Annotated in this window: 12 protein-coding genes; 4 read left to right on the forward strand and 8 right to left on the reverse strand. The window is 43.6% G+C overall.

The annotated features are described in order from the left end of the window. Positions 1-249: 249 nt before the first annotated feature. Positions 250-543 carry an HPF/RaiA family ribosome-associated protein gene (locus B5Y40_RS22665; RefSeq protein WP_079689113.1) on the reverse strand — a complete coding sequence of 98 codons (294 nt, stop codon included), beginning with the start codon at positions 541-543 and terminating at the stop codon, positions 250-252. A gap of 344 nt (positions 544-887) precedes the next feature. On the opposite strand from B5Y40_RS22665, the gene B5Y40_RS22670 reads away from it, so the two are divergent. Next, entirely contained in the window at positions 888-2,180 is a 1,293-nt protein-coding gene (locus B5Y40_RS22670; RefSeq protein ID WP_079689114.1) for an acetyl-CoA hydrolase/transferase family protein, read from the forward strand. A gap of 69 nt (positions 2,181-2,249) precedes the next feature. On the opposite strand, the gene B5Y40_RS22675 is transcribed toward B5Y40_RS22670, so the two are convergent. Continuing rightward, on the reverse strand, positions 2,250-2,861 hold the full coding sequence (locus tag B5Y40_RS22675) for an endonuclease/exonuclease/phosphatase family protein (RefSeq protein WP_079689115.1): 612 nt from the start codon (positions 2,859-2,861) through the stop codon (positions 2,250-2,252). A gap of 15 nt (positions 2,862-2,876) precedes the next feature. Continuing rightward, positions 2,877-3,020 (reverse strand): RagB/SusD family nutrient uptake outer membrane protein, encoded by a 144-nt coding sequence (locus B5Y40_RS30030; RefSeq protein WP_221408977.1) that lies wholly within the window; start codon positions 3,018-3,020, stop codon positions 2,877-2,879. Between the two features lie 221 nt (positions 3,021-3,241). On the opposite strand from B5Y40_RS30030, the gene B5Y40_RS22680 reads away from it, so the two are divergent. The 3 genes from B5Y40_RS22680 (at position 3,242) to B5Y40_RS22690 (ending at position 7,536) form a co-directional block, all read left to right on the forward strand. Then, on the forward strand, positions 3,242-5,098 hold the full coding sequence (locus tag B5Y40_RS22680; RefSeq protein WP_079689116.1) for a GAF domain-containing protein: 1,857 nt from the start codon (positions 3,242-3,244) through the stop codon (positions 5,096-5,098). A 147-nt stretch (positions 5,099-5,245) separates the two neighbouring features. Continuing rightward, positions 5,246-5,623, forward strand: a complete 378-nt coding sequence (locus B5Y40_RS22685) for a response regulator (protein ID WP_079689117.1) — start codon at positions 5,246-5,248, stop codon at positions 5,621-5,623. 89 nt (positions 5,624-5,712) lie between these two features. Further along, positions 5,713-7,536, forward strand: coding sequence for an alkaline phosphatase (locus tag B5Y40_RS22690; protein WP_079689118.1), 1,824 nt, complete (start codon positions 5,713-5,715; stop codon positions 7,534-7,536). Between the two features lie 29 nt (positions 7,537-7,565). Here B5Y40_RS22690 and B5Y40_RS22695 read toward each other — a convergent pair whose 3' ends face one another. The 5 genes from B5Y40_RS22695 to B5Y40_RS22715 are packed head-to-tail and all read right to left on the reverse strand — an operon-like array spanning position 7,566 to position 17,045. Continuing rightward, positions 7,566-9,869 (reverse strand): GH92 family glycosyl hydrolase, encoded by a 2,304-nt coding sequence (locus B5Y40_RS22695; protein ID WP_079689119.1) that lies wholly within the window; start codon positions 9,867-9,869, stop codon positions 7,566-7,568. Positions 9,870-9,903: 34 nt separating this feature from the next. Then, complete coding sequence (locus B5Y40_RS22700) at positions 9,904-11,331, reverse strand: alpha-L-fucosidase (protein ID WP_079689120.1); 1,428 nt, start codon at positions 11,329-11,331, stop codon at positions 9,904-9,906. A gap of 34 nt (positions 11,332-11,365) precedes the next feature. Continuing rightward, a complete protein-coding gene (locus B5Y40_RS22705; protein WP_079689121.1) occupies positions 11,366-12,502 on the reverse strand; it encodes a glycoside hydrolase family 88/105 protein in 1,137 nt (378 codons plus the stop codon). Between the two features lie 50 nt (positions 12,503-12,552). After that, a complete protein-coding gene (locus B5Y40_RS22710; protein WP_079689122.1) occupies positions 12,553-14,466 on the reverse strand; it encodes a glycoside hydrolase family 97 protein in 1,914 nt (637 codons plus the stop codon). A 23-nt stretch (positions 14,467-14,489) separates the two neighbouring features. Then, complete coding sequence (locus B5Y40_RS22715) at positions 14,490-17,045, reverse strand: glycoside hydrolase family 95 protein (protein WP_079689123.1); 2,556 nt, start codon at positions 17,043-17,045, stop codon at positions 14,490-14,492. Positions 17,046-17,170 lie beyond the last annotated feature (125 nt).

The following is a 17,170-nucleotide window of genomic DNA, read 5'->3' on the forward strand; positions in this document are numbered from 1 at the left end:
ACTACGACAACATTCAGGAAATCAAAAACGTGAAATAAGATTATTCAACTAAAATTGCTAAAATCAATTGTATAATCATATCAGCATTTCCAGTATTTTTTGTGATAACTTAATGTTCTACTGCCATGGACATGTCGGTCAAATAAAAAACTGCTTGTCAAAGTCTGACAGTCTCTTCTTTATACAATAAACTTATCTCAATCCTATACTTGCTAACAAGCATGGACGGTATATTACTAACGTATATTCTTACTTTTTAGAATCCTTCCAACGCTCAAGTTGATGCTTCACAGCATCTATCGATTGCTGCACAGCATTTTCAAAAGTATCACTTTGCCTGCTGGCGAATAGATCATGTCCTGGAATAACCAATTTTATTTCACAGATCTTATTCTCACCGGTTTCAGAATTATCCAGCTTCAGATTTACCCGACCTTCCAATATCCGATCGCTCAGCGACTCCAGCTTACCAACTTTCTCTTCCACGAAATCTATCAACGTCTGGCGCGCTTTAAAATCAGGTGTTTGAATAATGATCTTCATAATTGTAATCGTATTTATAGTTCGTTACGGATGTCCAGTTCGGGCAGTGATGTGACAACGTATATTTTAACGTTTTAGTTTTCCTGGCAGTCATCGATTCGGACATCAATATATTAATTATCCGGATAATGTACGGGCTGTCTCCATATATAAAACAGTCTTTCTGTTCGACACTCAGATTTTTACCCCAAGACTATATATAAACCTGACAAGGATCAGTTTTTTAGTTGACCGATATCATCCGCTCGGTTCGATTCCACAGGCATCTTTGAGTTCGGGATGAGATCGCGCATTTTAAATGAAAGTAGAATCAACACTCCTGTATAATTTTAAACTATACAAATATGTATATAACAGCAGAAGAAGCCGTTCAAATCATCAAACCTGGTCAACGGGTATTTATTCATGGAGGTGCCGCTACACCTCACTTCCTATTACAACATCTGGCAAACCGATATCATGAACTATGGAATGTAGAGCTTGTCAGCATCAGCCTGCAAGGGGATGCAATTCTTGCAGACAAAAAATATAAAGACAGTTTCAGAATGAATTCATTGTTTGTTTCGCAAAACATTCGTGAAGCAATTAATAGCGGACGAGGTGATTATATACCTGTATTCTTAAGTGAGGTGCCGAATCTTTTCAGAAAGAATATACTTCCTATTGACGTGGCCATCGTGCAGGTATCACCTCCTGATAAGCATGGATACTGCTCGCTGGGTGTATCAGTAGATGTCGCTGCTGCCGCTGTGAAAAATGCCAGGTATACTATTGCTCAAATAAACCCGAGGATGCCCAGAACGTTGGGAGATGGCTTGATCAAAGCAGATACGTTTGATGCTATGGTATATGCCGAGCAAGAGCTTCCCGAGGTTCGATGTATCAAAGAGAACGGTGAAATTGAAATGAGAATCGGAGCATACTGCGCAGAACTTGTAGAAGATGGAGCAACGATTCAAACAGGCATTGGATCTATACCGGATGCCGTACTGGCGTCCTTAACTAATCACAAGCAACTTGGTATACACACCGAAATGTTTTCTGACGGAATTATACCTCTTGTGGAAAAAGGTGTCATTACGAATGAGCGTAAAAAGAAACATCGTGGAAAGATCGTTACCTCTTTTGTGTTGGGAAGTCGCACGCTATATGATTTTATAGACGACAATCCATCGGTCATTGCACTGGGTATTGATTATGTAAATGATACCGCTGTCATCCGGACAAATCCAAAAGTAACCGCTATTAACAGTGCGATCGAGGTTGATATAACTGGTCAAGTGTGCTCGGATTCTATCGGCACTTATCATTACTCAGGAGTGGGTGGACAAATGGACTTTGTGAGAGGCGCATCGCTTTCTGAAGGTGGCAAGCCTATTATAGCATTGCCGTCTATAACATCAAAAGGTATATCGCGAATTTCGTCCTTTCTCAAGCAAGGCGCTGGTGTTGTTACCACGCGGGCACATGCACACTATATAGTAACGGAATATGGAATCGCATACCTGTATGGAAAAAATATGCGTCAACGGGCAAAGGCGTTGATTGATATTGCACACCCTAACCACAGGGAAGATCTGGAGAAAGCTGCCTTTGAAAGATTCCGCAGCTACGAATTTGAGCGCACGATGTATTAGCGAATATATAGCGGTCCCCTCATTGAAACTGTACAGGTAGGTTATGCCTGTACAGTCAAGAGAAGTGCATCAACTCACTGATTTTTTTACATAATCTACTTCTATCAATACCGGAAAATGATCGGATGGGAGTTTACCATTATAGCTATCGGTAAGAATTCCATAACGCTTCACGCGAAAGGCGGATGTTAGAAATATATGATCGATCCTGCGATCCGTTTTGCTGGTAATGTCGAAGCTGTTAAAAGTACCATTCGGAGTCAGTTTAATCTCAGCGGTGGTATATGCATCTTTCAATATTCCTGACGTATGCAGCAAGGCATAGCTTTCATTGAACTGATCAACATTGAAATCTCCGGTGAGTACCACGGGGGCGCTACCCGCTATAGTTTTAATCTTGTCCAGGATTAAGCGGACACTCTCCTTGTGTGCCTGCACACCCCGATGATCAAAATGTGTATTGAATACATAGAACTTAAGACCGCTCTTTTTTTCTTCAAACTCTCCCCAGGAGCAAATGCGCGGCAGCGCGGCGTCCCATCCCTTAACAGGTTTATCCGTAGTCTCTGCGAGCCAGAACGTTCCCTTCTTTAACAGACGAAATTTATCGGCCTTGAAATATATAGGTGAGAACTCACCTTTCTTATCGCCATCATCTCTGCCAACTGGTGATACCCGCATGCTTTCGTAATGCTCCTAAGTCTTTGCCCAATCTGCATCCCTAAATATACCAAGCTCTTCTTTTGCCTCGGCGAAATTTAGCAAGACTTCCGCATAGCGGATAATTGAAATCGAATTGTCATTCCGGCTGCCACCATCATAATATGTATAGGAGTTCAAATAACTTAAATAAAAAAGGAGCCAGTAACGTAAGTAGCATTAAGGAATTCTTAATTTTTAGAAACCGGAACATCCTGTTCGTCACCATATTCCAAGAGAACACGATATCGCTGAGAATTCAATTAATAAAACGTTAATATATCCTTTGATGTAAAGTAACGCTATTCCCGTTTCTTTGAGTTCCCCAAAACCCCTCTCACTAACGTAAGAATTATTTTTCTATGAGAGATTTTCTTCTGAGCCTCCGGATACGCATAAAACTACTGGCGGCCTTTGGATCTATATTACTTCTATCGGTTTTACTGATCGCACTTTCCGTTACATCGATCGACAAAATCATATACTATAAAAGTATCAATGAAGAGGTCGACATCCTAAAGCTCAGACTGGAAACACTTGACCTTGCTTCAAAGGATTTTATATATGAAGGATATAAATCAAAATCATTCCTCGAAACGCAAAAGGCTTCTTCCATCAACTCTTTTACAGAGAACTATAGTGCGGCTAAAAAAATCATTCAGGAAATCCAAAACATCCGGACAGATAATGAAACTGATACTCAATTAACCCAGGTGCTTCTTGTAACATTGGACAGTCTGCAAAACGATTTTAATACCTTGGTGAACCTTCTTCAAAATCGAGGGTTCAAAGACTACGGGCTTGAAGGATCATTACGCACAGCCATACACGATGTTGAGAATTCAGGATTCGAATTTGACAAAGCAACGATGCTGATGCTGAGACGACACGAGAAAGATTTTTTTCTTCGGAAGGATCTTAAATATCAGGATGAGTTCAATAAACGTTTTGATGTCTTCCGACAACAGATCGAATCATCCACTAACGCTGCGCTTCTTTCATCCCTCGTAAATTATCAGACTGAGTTTAATAAAGTAGTAGAAATAGAAAAGCAAATTGGCCTGACAGAACATCAGGGTATTCGCGGAAGAATACAAAAATATTTTTCGTTAATCCGTCCACATATAGAGTCTATTCGCACGGCAGTGAAAAATCAGAACGAAGCACAAATTGCACAAACCAAATGGATGCTCTGGATTATCTTCTGCGTACAAATTATAGCCGGTATAGCAATGGCACTTATATATGCAGGTTTGTTAACCAAATCTATTAAAGAAATTCGAGGTGGAATGCAGCGGCTCGCCAGCGGAGTGTTCCCTGACAAGCTTCGGGTTCTTACTACTGAGGAAATTGGTCAGACCAAAATTGCATTCAATCAATTTATAGACCGACTCAAGGCGGCCTCTATATTTGCAGGTCACCTGGGTGCCGGAGAACTTCATGCTAAATATGATGATCAGTATACCAATGATGTGTTGGCAAAATCGTTGATCAGTGCACAGGAGAAACTCCGACATGCCGAAGAGCACCAGCGGAAAATAAACTGGATGAATGAAGGCGCTGCACGTTTCAATGATATACTTAAAGATGATTTCAAGGAAACCAATTTGCTGGGAGACCGGATCCTAAAAATGCTGGTAACCTATATGGGCGCCAATCAGGGTGCACTATATATTATGAAACGTGAAGAAGGCCGGGAATTCCTCGAACGTATTGCTACGTACGCATTCGACAAGAAAAAATTCATTAACGAGCAGATCACTCCTGGCAGCGGGCTTATCGGACAATGTGTTCTGGAAGGTGAAACTATATATCTGAAAGATGTGCCGCGGGATTTCATCAAGATCACTTCAGGTTTAGGCGAAGCTACGCCAAGGCGGGTTGTCATCGTGCCGCTTAAAACAAGAGACCTCGTTATGGGTGTAATTGAATTGGCATCCTTTCAGGATATAGAGCCGCATCACCTTGAATTTATCGAAAGGATTGCTGAGAATATTACCACCCTTCTTGCAAATAAACAAGCAGCATCGGAGATGAAAAGATTGCTCGAAGAATCGCAGCAACGATCTTTTTCATTCGCACAACAGGAAGAAGTCATGCGCCTGAATACAGAAGAGTTTCAGGCAACGCAAGAGGAACTCGAACGGCAGCGGTTTGCTTTGCAACAGGAAGTAAAAAGTCTGCGACTCAAATTGGCAAGCGTTGTTGTTGAGCTTTGATCTTAGCCAAGCCCAAACATCTTAAACGTAAATGTAAAAGGCGCAAAGTATAGACCGTGTTTACAAACAATTAATGTTCTGGTAATTTTGATTTGATGCCATCTGTCAAACTTCGTTTACATTTGCATTTATTTACAGGATACTTCTATGCATGTATTAGTAGTAGATGATGTACAGGTGGATCGATTTATAGTGAAGAAACTACTCATGCCAATGTATGGCGTTACGACACTATCATCTTCAAAAGAGGCTGTCGCCTTCGCACTGAGTCATACCTTTGATGTTGCGTTACTGAATGTAACACTTCGTAACGATATGGATTGTATCGAATTACTCGAAGATCTCCGGAACATTTGTGCTCTCCCTTTCACCGCTATTGCTACCACCTGCTATGTGGATAAAGCACGGCATAAAAAAATCCTTCGTTCCGGATTCCAATCAGTGATGCTTAAACCCTTTGATGTAGATCAGTTCAATGCGCTCGTGGATCGACACGAATTGCAGCCCGCTTTTATCAAGCGTTGATTTACTTTATACTTTTCTTGTCATACCTTCACAACAAATTTATTCCGTGTTCAGTGAACAACCTGAGCCGGCCTTTTCTTACTATACCTATGAAACACTCTGCATTTCTTTTGTTATTTCTGGCAACAGCTTCTTTCGTTCTGGCGCAAGAGTATACCTCGTCTTCTATACATGCGCACAACGACTATGTGCACCCTATCCCCTTCCTTACGGCCTACTACCAGCACGCAGGTTCCATTGAAGCAGATATATTCCTGCACAACGGCGAGCTATACGTTGCACACGAAGAGAAAGAGATCCTTCCTTCCAGAACACTCGATAAATTATACCTGGAGCCTTTGCAGGCTAAAATAAAATTTCATGACGGTGCTGTATATCCCAAGAATAAACCACTTAATTTTCTGATCGATTTAAAAACGGAAGGTATTCCTACATTACAGCTGCTGGTAAAAAAGCTGAAAAAATATCCAACGATAACGGCTTGCAAATCACTTACCATAACCATCAGCGGAAGTGTTCCGGATCTAGCCCGATGGAATGAATTTCCAGACTATATATACTTCGATGGAAGACCAGCCATTACCTATACACCGGAACAGCTCAAACGCATCAGCATTATAAGTGATGACTTTAAGCAATACACAAAGTGGAACGGTAAAGGTACACTTACGGCTCCTGATAAAAAGAAAATTGAAACCGTGATTGCCAACGTTCATGCGTTGGGCAAGAAAATACGATTCTGGGCAACACCGGATCTTGTGAATGCATGGATCACGCTTCAAAAATTAAAGGTAGACTATATCGGTACAGATAACGTTACAGAGCTTGCATCCTTTATAGAGAAAGAGCCTAAATCGGTTTTTAAAAATACAACCACACATGATGTCCACAAACCAGTTATAGCGGCTGAAAGCGTACAGGTAAAAAATGTTATACTGCTGATCGGTGATGGTATGGGGCTGACGCAAATATATGCCGGCTATACGGCAAACCAGGGAAAGCTAAATCTCTTCACGATCAATACCATCGGTCTTTCGGTTACGGCTTCCGCTGATAGCTATATTACCGATTCTGCAGCGGGCGCAACGGCTATGGCCACTGGCCAGAAAACAAATAATCGTGCGATAAGTGTGGACACCTTAGGAAAACCATTGGAACCTATAACCGATATTCTTAACCGAAAGAAGTATAAAACCGCTGTGATCTCTTGCGGGGATATTACTGATGCAACGCCCGCAGCATTTTATGGACATGTTGTAGATCGCGAATTTAACGAAGCCATCGCTGCCGATTTTATTTCCAGTCCTGTTGACATTCTCATTGGTGGCGGTGGTACACATTTCACGACTCGTAAAGACGGCAGCAATCTCATTCCGGCTTTGCAAAAGAAAGGGTATACATTCTCTTCCGATTTACATTCACTCGATACGATTCGATCCTCCAAATATATAGTGCTGGACAATGCAGCTGCATTATCGATGAAACAAGGGAGGGGCAATTTTCTTGCATCATCCTTGCAAAAAGCCTTGACTACATTTTCAAAAGACAACAGTTCATTCTTCATTATGGCAGAAGGTGCACAAATTGATTATGGTGGACATGCGAATGACATGGAGTATGTTGTAAAAGAAATGCTTGATTTCGACAACGCTATCGGTGCTGCCATGAAGTTTGTAGATCTACACCCGGGAACACTTTTAATCGTTACAGCGGATCATGAAACGGGTGGGCTCACATTACTCGATGGTGATCTTAAAAAGGGATCTGTACACGGCAACTTCAGCACGCATGATCACACAGCCGTAATGGTACCGGTCTTTGCTTACGGAAGCGGCGCCAAAGAGTTTGCCGGTGTATACCAGAACACGGCTATATTTGACAAGATCATCAAGCTTTTGGGAGTAACGAAGTAAAGTATAGAAACCGACTATAGAAACGCTCCCTAAGGTATATATACAGGATCACTTCCCCACGCTTTATTAGGCTGAGATCCCATTTCCAGGATCAACGTTCCGCCCTTCACGATCTCATCGTGAAGCAAGTAGGTTCTATTGAAAGGTGTGCCATTCAAGGTTGCGGACTGGATATACTTATTTCCTTCCTTGAAATTCGTTGCCTTCAGTGTAAATGTATTCGTGCCTGTATGGATGCTCACTTCCTCAAAGAATGGCGTGCCTAAATCATAATACGGGAGCCCCGGACAGGTTGGGTATATACCGATCATATTAAATGCAAGCCACGCAGACATCTGGCCGCCATCTTCATTTCCACTCAATCCGCCCGGACCGGTGCTATATTCTTCTTCTACGATCTGGTGAATACGACCTTGCGTCTTCCACGGCTCACCGGCATGATTGTATAAATATACAGTTTGGTGCCCCGGCTCATTGCCATGCCAGTAATATCGCTGATCAAAAAACGTATCCAGCTTAGTAATGAAATTTTCCTTACCACCCAGTACAGCGATTAATCCTCCTATATCCTGCGGAACATACCAGGTATATTGAAAAGGCGACCCTTCGGTAATATAGGACGCGCGTATAGCATTGGAATCAAATGACTCGATCCATTTTCCATCTGCGTAGCGTCCGCGTGCATAACCTATGGCAGGGTCTATGACATTTTTATAATTTCCTGCCCGCTGACTCAGTCTTTTATAGTCCTCATTCTTTCCAAGTTTCCTGGCAACCTGCGATAATACAAAATCATCGTATGCATACTCCAATGTCCTGGACACCTGTTCGCGTTTATGAAAGGATTCCAATACTGAATCTTCCAACGGTATATATCCATATTGCAGATACGATGCTAATGCGCGCCTGCCCTTGCCATCTTTATAGCTTGCTGTATCGGTATTCACTTCGAATGCATTTTTTCGCATGATGGTATAGGCACGTTTCATTTCATCTGACGCTATATCTTTCATCAAGGCATCTCCGATCATGGCTATCGCATGATCTCCGATCATCGCTGCTGTGTAGTTATTCCAGCATGGAAATATAGGGAGCCATCCACCCTGGTCAGCTTTCGTCAACAATGATTTAACCATATCACCGGAAGATTGCGGCTCCAGTAGCGTCAGCAAGGGATGTACAGCCCTATAGGTATCCCACATCGAGAAGTCGTCATAATAATCATAGCCCGTAGCGGTCATGATCTTTCCACTGCCACCAAATTCAGGATAAGATCCATCCGCGTCATTGAATACGCGCGGCAACAATTCAGCATGATATAGCGCGGTATAAAAAAGTTTTTTACTTTCTTCACTGCCCTTTACCTCAACCTTGGTCAATGCTTTATTCCAGGTAGAAGCAGATTCATTTCTTACCGCATCAAAGTCCCAACCTGTTATAGCAGCTTCCAGATTTTTACGCGCGCCTTCTATACTTGTAAAAGAAGTACCAATCTTGACATGGACTTCTTTTATACCGGGGCGTACTGCGACATAAGCGCCTACAGAACTCTTTGCTCCTGTTGCTGCTATATTCTTGTCTTGTATACTATCACCATTCCAGGTGCCATAATGCTCAAAGTCGGTATCAAACACGGCAACAAAGTATCCGCTAAATCCTGCGGACTCGCCCCACCCCTGGTATATTCTATGAGCCGGATTATAACCTACAATTTCTTTCTTAGCAGGATCAATCTCAATATACCCTTCACCTTCATCGCTGTTGGGTTCCACTATAAATTGTATTGCATCTGAATCCTCAGAGCTAAAGCGCATGATGGATGCCCTGGAGAGTGCCGATACTTCAGCAGTAATTTTATACTTGTCCAGATATACTGAGTAATAATCGGGACTCGCTTTTTCATTCGCATGATGGAATAGCGATGCACGTTCTTCCGCCTTTACTTTCAATGCACCGGTCATGGGCATAATGGTAACACTTCCATAATCTTGCGTGCACGAACCACTCAGCCAATGGCTTCCACGAAAGCCCTGGAACAGGCTATCGCGATAGTAATACGGAGCTATACATTTACGCTCGCTTGCACGGGTCTGTGGAGTCCACTGTGTCATACCATGCGGGACACCGACGGCAGGAAAGGTCTGTCCTTTTAATTCAGAGCCCGCTTCGCTATGCTTCTCTGCACTTTCCGTAGTGCTCGCAGCCGTCCCTACGAGCGGATCTACATAGGCTATAGCCGTAATCGTTTCACGGTGGTTGCATGCCGACACTATACCGGAAAGAACAGTGACAAAAATTACAGCACGATGCAGAAATGGCCTCTTTAATAACATATGCACAAAGTATATCTCCAAATATAGGAGAATACTAATGCACTTCGCCAGCTTGCATCTCTTTCTTCACCACAGGGGCTGAAACTTTTGGCACAATGCCCTTCACTTCAAGTTTAATTACGGTAGCAATCGGATCAATTGCCTGGCCTGGCAACATGATCACCAACTGATCTTGCTCTCGTTTACTTTCCAGTTTTTTTCCGGTAGCCAGAAGTTTAGCGCTATAGATTTCATTCTTAAGTCCGGGCACAACGAGCTTACCATCATTCGGCCAATCAAACACAGACAGGTAAAGTATAGTATTTCCGTTTTGTTCTTTCTGCGTACAACGCCCCCAGGCTAACGGCAACAAGGGCGATGCCTTTGTTGCATAGATAGCCTCACCGTTGCTTTTCATCCAGGTTCCCACGGTCTTCAGACGATCTATACTTTCAGCGGGGAATTCACCGTCAGCTTTAGGGCCTACATTTAATAAATAGTTTCCACCCTTCGAAGCAATGTCCACTAAATTCCGAATCATCGTTTCAGGACTTTTCCATTTGTCATCGTAGCTTTTATAGCCCCACGTTCCATTCATCGTCATGCACGTCTCCCAATCTTTACCATCGAGTTCACTCAGATCAGGAATCCTCTGCTCCGGTGTTTTAAAATCTCCGGGAAAGTTTGGACGCTTCAGGCGATCGTTGGTAATCATATTCGGTCGCAGCGCCAGCAGCGGTTGAAACTTCTCTGCAAATTCATCCGTCATTCCTGTAGGAGTATCCCACCACAACACCGCTATATCTCCATACTGCATCAGTATTTCTCGTACCTGTGGCACCGCTATATCATTTATATACTGCTCCATAGTTTTCGTTGTCTGCGCAGGATCCCAATGTCCACTATGCGTTTCGGTATAGGCATCAATGCGTGCGCTATCCGGATTCGCCCATCCCTCTGATGCTTTCTTACGTGCTGCTGCTCCTCCTGGATTAACCCAGTCTTGTGCATGCGAATAATATAGTCCTAATTTAATTCCATGCTTGCGACAAGCTTCCGCCAAGGGTTTGATCAGATCCTTTCCATAGGGTGTAGCATCCACCATATCCCATGTGGTTACCTTCGAATCGAACAACGCAAAGCCGTCATGATGTTTTGCCGTGATGACTATATATTTCATTCCGGCATCTTTCGCCAGCTTCACCCAGGCATCCGGATCATACTTTACCGGATTAAATTGTTTTGCATACGCTTTATAGTCTGCTACCGGAATCTTTCCCCGGTTCATGATCCATTCACCAATGCGATTAATACGCTGGCCGTTGTGTGTGCCCGCAGGCACCGCATATACCCCCCAATGGATAAACATACCGAAGCGTGCTTCACGCCACCATTTCATCCGCTCGTCTTTGCTTACGGTCTGGCTATATATAGTGCTGACTATACCCAAAGCCATAATCCATGTTAAAAATACCTTTTTCATAGACTATATCATTTATGTTAACGTGTACCTGTATTTACTTACGCAGCAATGCCGTAGCACACCACAATACCGGAGCCTGTCCATGCATATCGCCTGTAAGACGTTTCCGGTCGAGATAATACTGACGATCATTTTTCTTATTCGTTCCTTCACATACTTCCCGAATATCACCGTTTGCATCAATGTAGGATATAAGCGCAAGCCAACCTTTCCGCGATGCGGCACCATATACTTCTTTGTCGAGCCATCCGTTTTTTACTCCGGTGATCATGGCAAACGTAAACATACCGGTACATGATGTCTCTGGCCATGATTCTGGATCATCGATCAACTGACGCCACATACCATCGTTTGCCTGATACTTTAAAAGTGTTGCCATCATTTTCTTGTAGCCTTCCATAATGCGCGGGCGATCAGGATTACTTTCAGGCAATGAACGCAACAGTTCGGCAGTACCAGCCGCCATCCAGCCATTGCCGCGTCCCCAGAAAAATGGCACATCCGGAGCATGATAGAATAAACCATTTTCACGCTGCAACGAGTCCAGGTACATCACCATTTCACGAGCCGCCCGATCTATATACTTCTGCTCGCCTGTAGCGCGATACGCCTGTGCCTGAACAGCCGTGATCATAAACATATCATCGATCCAGAGACGTGTTTGCCACGTATGGCCCATACGGTGATATAGGTGTGACTCCTCCTTCACGCGCGGACCTTCCGGTGGCCCCCATTGCTTATCTGCTATAGCTTGTCCCATGTCAAGATACTTTTTCTCTTTCGTCTGCATATATAGCTCTAGCGGGATTGATCCGAATACAGTATAGTCAACATGATCGGGTACAGGCACCAGACTCGCTTCTTCCTTGAAGAACGGTTCGAACCGTTGGATCAAGGCTATCTTTAATTTCGCGCCCTTGCTTTCCTTCTCGAATGTAAGTGCACCATACCACGCGCATACTTCCGGATACGTGATCGTCTTCGGAGGTGTCGGTCTTCCGAAGTTCGGATGTGGTGTTGCTATGAACCGGTCGGCCACACGCTTTCCTATTTCTTTGGGAGAAGCGCCCTTGGGCCACTTCGTCAGATCCGCCTGCGCTGATTGTGCAAATGTACTCTCATACATAAACAGCAGGCTCACCACAAAAAGATGTATTGCTATTTTTTTCATACCGTAGATGTTAGACTCTTCAACAAGCGCTTGCCCTATATTTATACTTCTTAATAAAGAACAAATCCCCCTTTTGCAACCAGTTTGATTTTTATATTCTTTCCTTTAGTCTTCATTGATTCCGTTGCAAAGCTTGCTGAATCTTTACCATCGGTGATCATGTTCAAAGTAGTTTCCTTGTTTATAAAGGGCAGGTCAAAAGAAACCTCTTGTTCAGTAAGTTGTCCGTTGATACCCGCTATATACCATGCATTACCTTTTCTCCGGGCTACCACGGTATATTTTCCCGGCACACCAGCTATATATCTCGTTTCGTCCCATGCTGTAGGAACTTTGCGAAGGAAGTTTTTAGGCTGCTCCGGCAAAGCCTGGTACGACTTCATGTTGTCGGCAAAGTGAAATATACCGGACTCGAAGACCACCGACAATGCAAGTTCATGCGCAAATGTAGTCTGCCGTTTCGCCTCGCGTTTATTCGTGAATGTGACAGGAGTATAATCCATCGAGCCAACCACATTCCGTGTAAACGGTAATATAGTATTATGCACCGGAGCCCGATCGCAGAATTCCTGTCGGCCAGCGCCTTCGGCTCCCTTGACAGATTCCATCGACACTACATGCGGATAGGTGCGCTCCCATCCTCTTGGCAATGTTGACCCATGAAAGTTCACCATGATCTTGTGATCAGCGGCATCGCGAAGTATATCATAATAACGCTGGATCACCGGTTGTTTATCGCTATCAAAAAAATCGACTTTTATACCTTTCACTCCCCACGCCTGGATCTTTTGAAATTCCTTTTTTCGTTCTTCGGGAAAGGCCATCAGGTTTGCATAGCTCAGTGTGTCTTTTTCGCGGCCCATGCCAGAATGATACCATAACACGATGCCTACATTTTTAGAATTTGCATACTTCACGAGATCCTCCATGCTACCACCTTTCATATCCGGCCAGCCTGCATCAATGAGTACATATTCCCACGTCATATCTGCTGTGAAATCTATATACTCTTTCTGTACATTGAAATCTCTTGTAGTACCGCCTGCTGACCACCAGCTCCAGCTTGATCTTCCTGGTTTAACCCATGAAGCATCTTCTATAACTGAAGGCGGATTCAGATTAGCTACCAACGAAGTTTCCTGGATCGTTGCCAATGAAGTACCAATCACAACAGCACGCCACGGTGTCGTCCAGGGTAATTGTGATGTTGGCTCGGGATCAGCACTACTGGTGGCTTCCTCCTTTTCAGGAAATCGTATAGTATATATAGCATTTCCGTTTTTATCTTCAAGGTGTGTACCGGGATAATGCTCATCAAGCGCTGCTTCCGTAATCAACAACCATAGGTTATTTACATTGAAGAGTGCCGGGAATGCCCACCCCGCAGGATTCGGAGAAGGACGGCCAACAGCGATTCCATTTTCATAAAATGCCTCATAGCAAGGTTTACTACGAACGTTGAGATCGTACGGCTGTATCCACGCCTTTGCTGTCTTCGGAACAGCGAACCCGGATTCTTCCTTCATGATCTTATGTATACCATCCGCAGCACCCGGAAAATGATAGCGGTATGCCATACCATCGTTGTATGCGCGCAAGATGATATATACTTGCTTTTTATTTTCATTCTCAAAGGTGAGCGTAAGTTCATTGGCATGATTGTGACACTGTAGTCTTCGTCCAACACTTAAGGTATATTTTTCATCTATTGTATTTTCCTTTTTGGAGACGAATTTCAGATTCGATGAAAACTGTTGATCATCACGTACAATGCCCAGCGGTGAAGACTCCAACGCAACACGTTTTTCGTAGCTAACGGTATAGTGTAACTGGTTCGATTTACTCGAAACGGTTACACAAACTTTCTTATCAGGAGACAACAGGTTCCACTCTTCGTTCTGAAACGCATCAGCATGCGCAGACATGAAGACCAGAAAGAAACATGCAATAGTTCGTATAAACATAGTATATAGTTTAGTAGGTATATTTATTGTGGTACAATTGTGTAACGCTTTCCTTTTTCAGTTTCAATATCAATTACATATCCCTTGGTGAACTCCAGCGCAGGAATTGTAGCAGCTTCACTTTTTTTATAGGCTGGTACTTTGGCTGCCTGTGTCAATGGATTCGGATTTATACCAACACTATTCTTTGTAGTCGTTTCAACAACCTTCACGGGAATGGAAGTACGTATGCGGCAAGTCCCTCCCAGCGTTGATGTAATAATAGCTTCCTGAAGCTTTCGCTCTTTCCAGCGAATGCTGACTTCAAAAGCTCCTCTTGCCCGAAGTCCTGTTACGCTTCCGTCAGGCCATGCATCCGGGAGCGCGGGCAGTATATTTACTTCGCCATCATGACTTTGAAGTAACATCTCTGTTATACCGGCCGTTGCACCAAAGTTTCCATCAATCTGAAAAGGCGGATGCGCATCAAACAGATTCGGATAGGTACCACCACCTCCCATTGTATCCTTCTGTAATTTGGGATCTATATAGGTAAGACCATCCTTGAAAATCGCGTACGCATGATTACCATCACGCAGTCGCGCCCACCAGTTTATCTTCCATGCCATCGACCACCCTGTACTTACATCACCACGGTGGATTAAAGACTGCTTTGCTGCTGCTGCCAATTCAGGAGTATATATAGGGGAAATCTGATTGCCTGGATGCAGTCCAAAAAGATGTGACAAGTGGCGGTGTTTATCATTTGGATCATCCCAATCTTTAAACCACTCTTGCAGCTGTCCATGTTGTCCTATATGATAGGGATATAGCTTCGCCAAAGCAGCCTCAACCCTCGCAGTGAAATCATCGTTAACGCCTAAAGTCTTTGAAGCACTCAGGCAATTTTCAAAGAGTTGTCGCGTGATGGCCATATCCATTGTTGTAGCCATGCTGATCTGAAATTCCTTACCACCGATTTTAAAAACATTTTCCGGAGACGTTGAAGGATTCGTTACCAAATATCCATCGAGTCCTTCTACAAGCCAGGCGAGTAAAAATTGTGCTGCACCTTTCATCAATGGCCATGCTTTATCCTTGAGATATAGCGTATCACCTGTAAATATATAGTGCTCCCATAAATGTGTACTGAGCCATGCACCACTCATAGGCCAACACGCCCAGCGGGCACGACTACGAGGATCCCATTCATAACCGCCCGGAGGAGAAGTCTTGGCCCACACATCAGCATTGTGATGGGCACACCAGCCTTCCGCAATTCCATAATTGATCTTGGCAGTCTGCGCACCGTTCACCGAAAGCTGGTATATAAAATCCAATAATGGTGTGTGGCATTCGGATAGATTGGTAGATTCCGCGAGCCAGTAATTCATCTCTGTGTTGATGTTAGTGGTGTAATTGCTTCCCCACGGTGGTTTGACATAATCGTTCCATATACCTTGAAGATTAGCAGGTATACCTCCAGGCCGCGAACTTGAAATCAACAGGTATCTTCCGAATTGATAGTATAAAGTTTGAAGTTGGGGATCAGGTTTACCTTCATTGAAACGCAGCATGCGTTTATCTGTGGGAAGCTTCAGCGCATCAGGATCCGCACCCAGATCAAGCGACACGCGGTTGAATAAATTCTGATAATCTGCAAGGTGTGATGCCTTCAACTGTGCAAATGACTTCTTCGTTACAGCATCAAGATTCGCCTTCGCTTCTATAGCAGGATCTTTACCCTCATGACCAGGTGATTTATTAAAACCATTAAAACTCGTAGCTTCCGTAATATATAGTGTAACCACATCTGCATTGGTGACAGCAAGCGAAGAATCCTGCTTCGTTACTATACCGCCTTCAGCTTTTACTTTCAGGTGTAATTCGAAATTCATTCCTTCACCCTGCCAGTCATCGTAAACAACTTGAAGGGGCTCTGCCTCCCGATTGGCTACATATAACGGAGCTTTTCCGTGAAGTACCAGGAGGTCATTCGCTATAGCACCGGTGGTATATTTTAATTTGCTCTGGAGTGACGCTTTGAATGTGATGCTCTTCTTCTTGTTTGCAGACAAACGAATTACCAACGTTTTATCCGGGTGGCTGATAAAAGATTCACGTGTATAGGTTACCCCTCCCGTTGTAAATGTGACCGACGCAATCGCTTTTGTCAGGTCAAGACTCCTTCGATAGTTTCGGACAACGGTATCTTTCAATGAAAAATCCAGAAAGAGATTTGCCATGTGCAGGTACCGTGCCGAGTATGGGCCTTGCATTTTCTTCCAGTATGTTTCTGCGGCAGCATAATCGCCCTCGTTTACCGCTCGCCTTACAAGTGGTAAATATTTTATACCATTCGGATTATTCCCCGGATCCGGATAACCTGACCAAAGTGTATTGTCATTAAGCTGAAATCTTTCGCGTATCACACCACCGAAGATCATCGCGCCAGTTTTTCCATTGCCCAAGGGTAACGCTTCCTCCCATGCAGTGGCGGGCTGCCTATACCAGATCGTAAGGAGATCCGGTACAGGCTGCGCCAAAGCAGTATATACCCAAGCATATATGAATACCAAACAAATCAATAGTCGTCTCATAGTAAAGATTCTCTCCTATGGACTATAAAATTCAACAGCTCCCTTACTCTCACTTCGTATTTATTTGTGTTTTTATACTATATGTTAAAAATGTACCCAGACGGTCAATGTATACTTATTCAATG

The organism is Ohtaekwangia koreensis, from assembly GCF_900167975.1.
Classification (GTDB): domain Bacteria; phylum Bacteroidota; class Bacteroidia; order Cytophagales; family Cyclobacteriaceae; genus Ohtaekwangia; species Ohtaekwangia koreensis.

Excerpts from the sequence above, each read along its gene's own strand:
- B5Y40_RS22665 (WP_079689113.1), bottom strand. The coding sequence starts at position 543 with ATGAAGATCATTATTCAAACACCTGATTTTAAAGCGCGCCAGACGTTG.
- B5Y40_RS22670 (WP_079689114.1), top strand. The coding sequence starts at position 888 with ATGTATATAACAGCAGAAGAAGCCGTTCAAATCATCAAACCTGGTCAA.
- B5Y40_RS22675 (WP_079689115.1), bottom strand. The coding sequence starts at position 2,861 with ATGCGGGTATCACCAGTTGGCAGAGATGATGGCGATAAGAAAGGTGAG.
- B5Y40_RS22680 (WP_079689116.1), top strand. The coding sequence starts at position 3,242 with ATGAGAGATTTTCTTCTGAGCCTCCGGATACGCATAAAACTACTGGCG.
- B5Y40_RS22685 (WP_079689117.1), top strand. The coding sequence starts at position 5,246 with ATGCATGTATTAGTAGTAGATGATGTACAGGTGGATCGATTTATAGTG.
- B5Y40_RS22690 (WP_079689118.1), top strand. The coding sequence starts at position 5,713 with ATGAAACACTCTGCATTTCTTTTGTTATTTCTGGCAACAGCTTCTTTC.
- B5Y40_RS22695 (WP_079689119.1), bottom strand. The coding sequence starts at position 9,869 with ATGTTATTAAAGAGGCCATTTCTGCATCGTGCTGTAATTTTTGTCACT.
- B5Y40_RS22700 (WP_079689120.1), bottom strand. The coding sequence starts at position 11,331 with ATGAAAAAGGTATTTTTAACATGGATTATGGCTTTGGGTATAGTCAGC.
- B5Y40_RS22705 (WP_079689121.1), bottom strand. The coding sequence starts at position 12,502 with ATGAAAAAAATAGCAATACATCTTTTTGTGGTGAGCCTGCTGTTTATG.
- B5Y40_RS22710 (WP_079689122.1), bottom strand. The coding sequence starts at position 14,466 with ATGTTTATACGAACTATTGCATGTTTCTTTCTGGTCTTCATGTCTGCG.
- B5Y40_RS22715 (WP_079689123.1), bottom strand. The coding sequence starts at position 17,045 with ATGAGACGACTATTGATTTGTTTGGTATTCATATATGCTTGGGTATAT.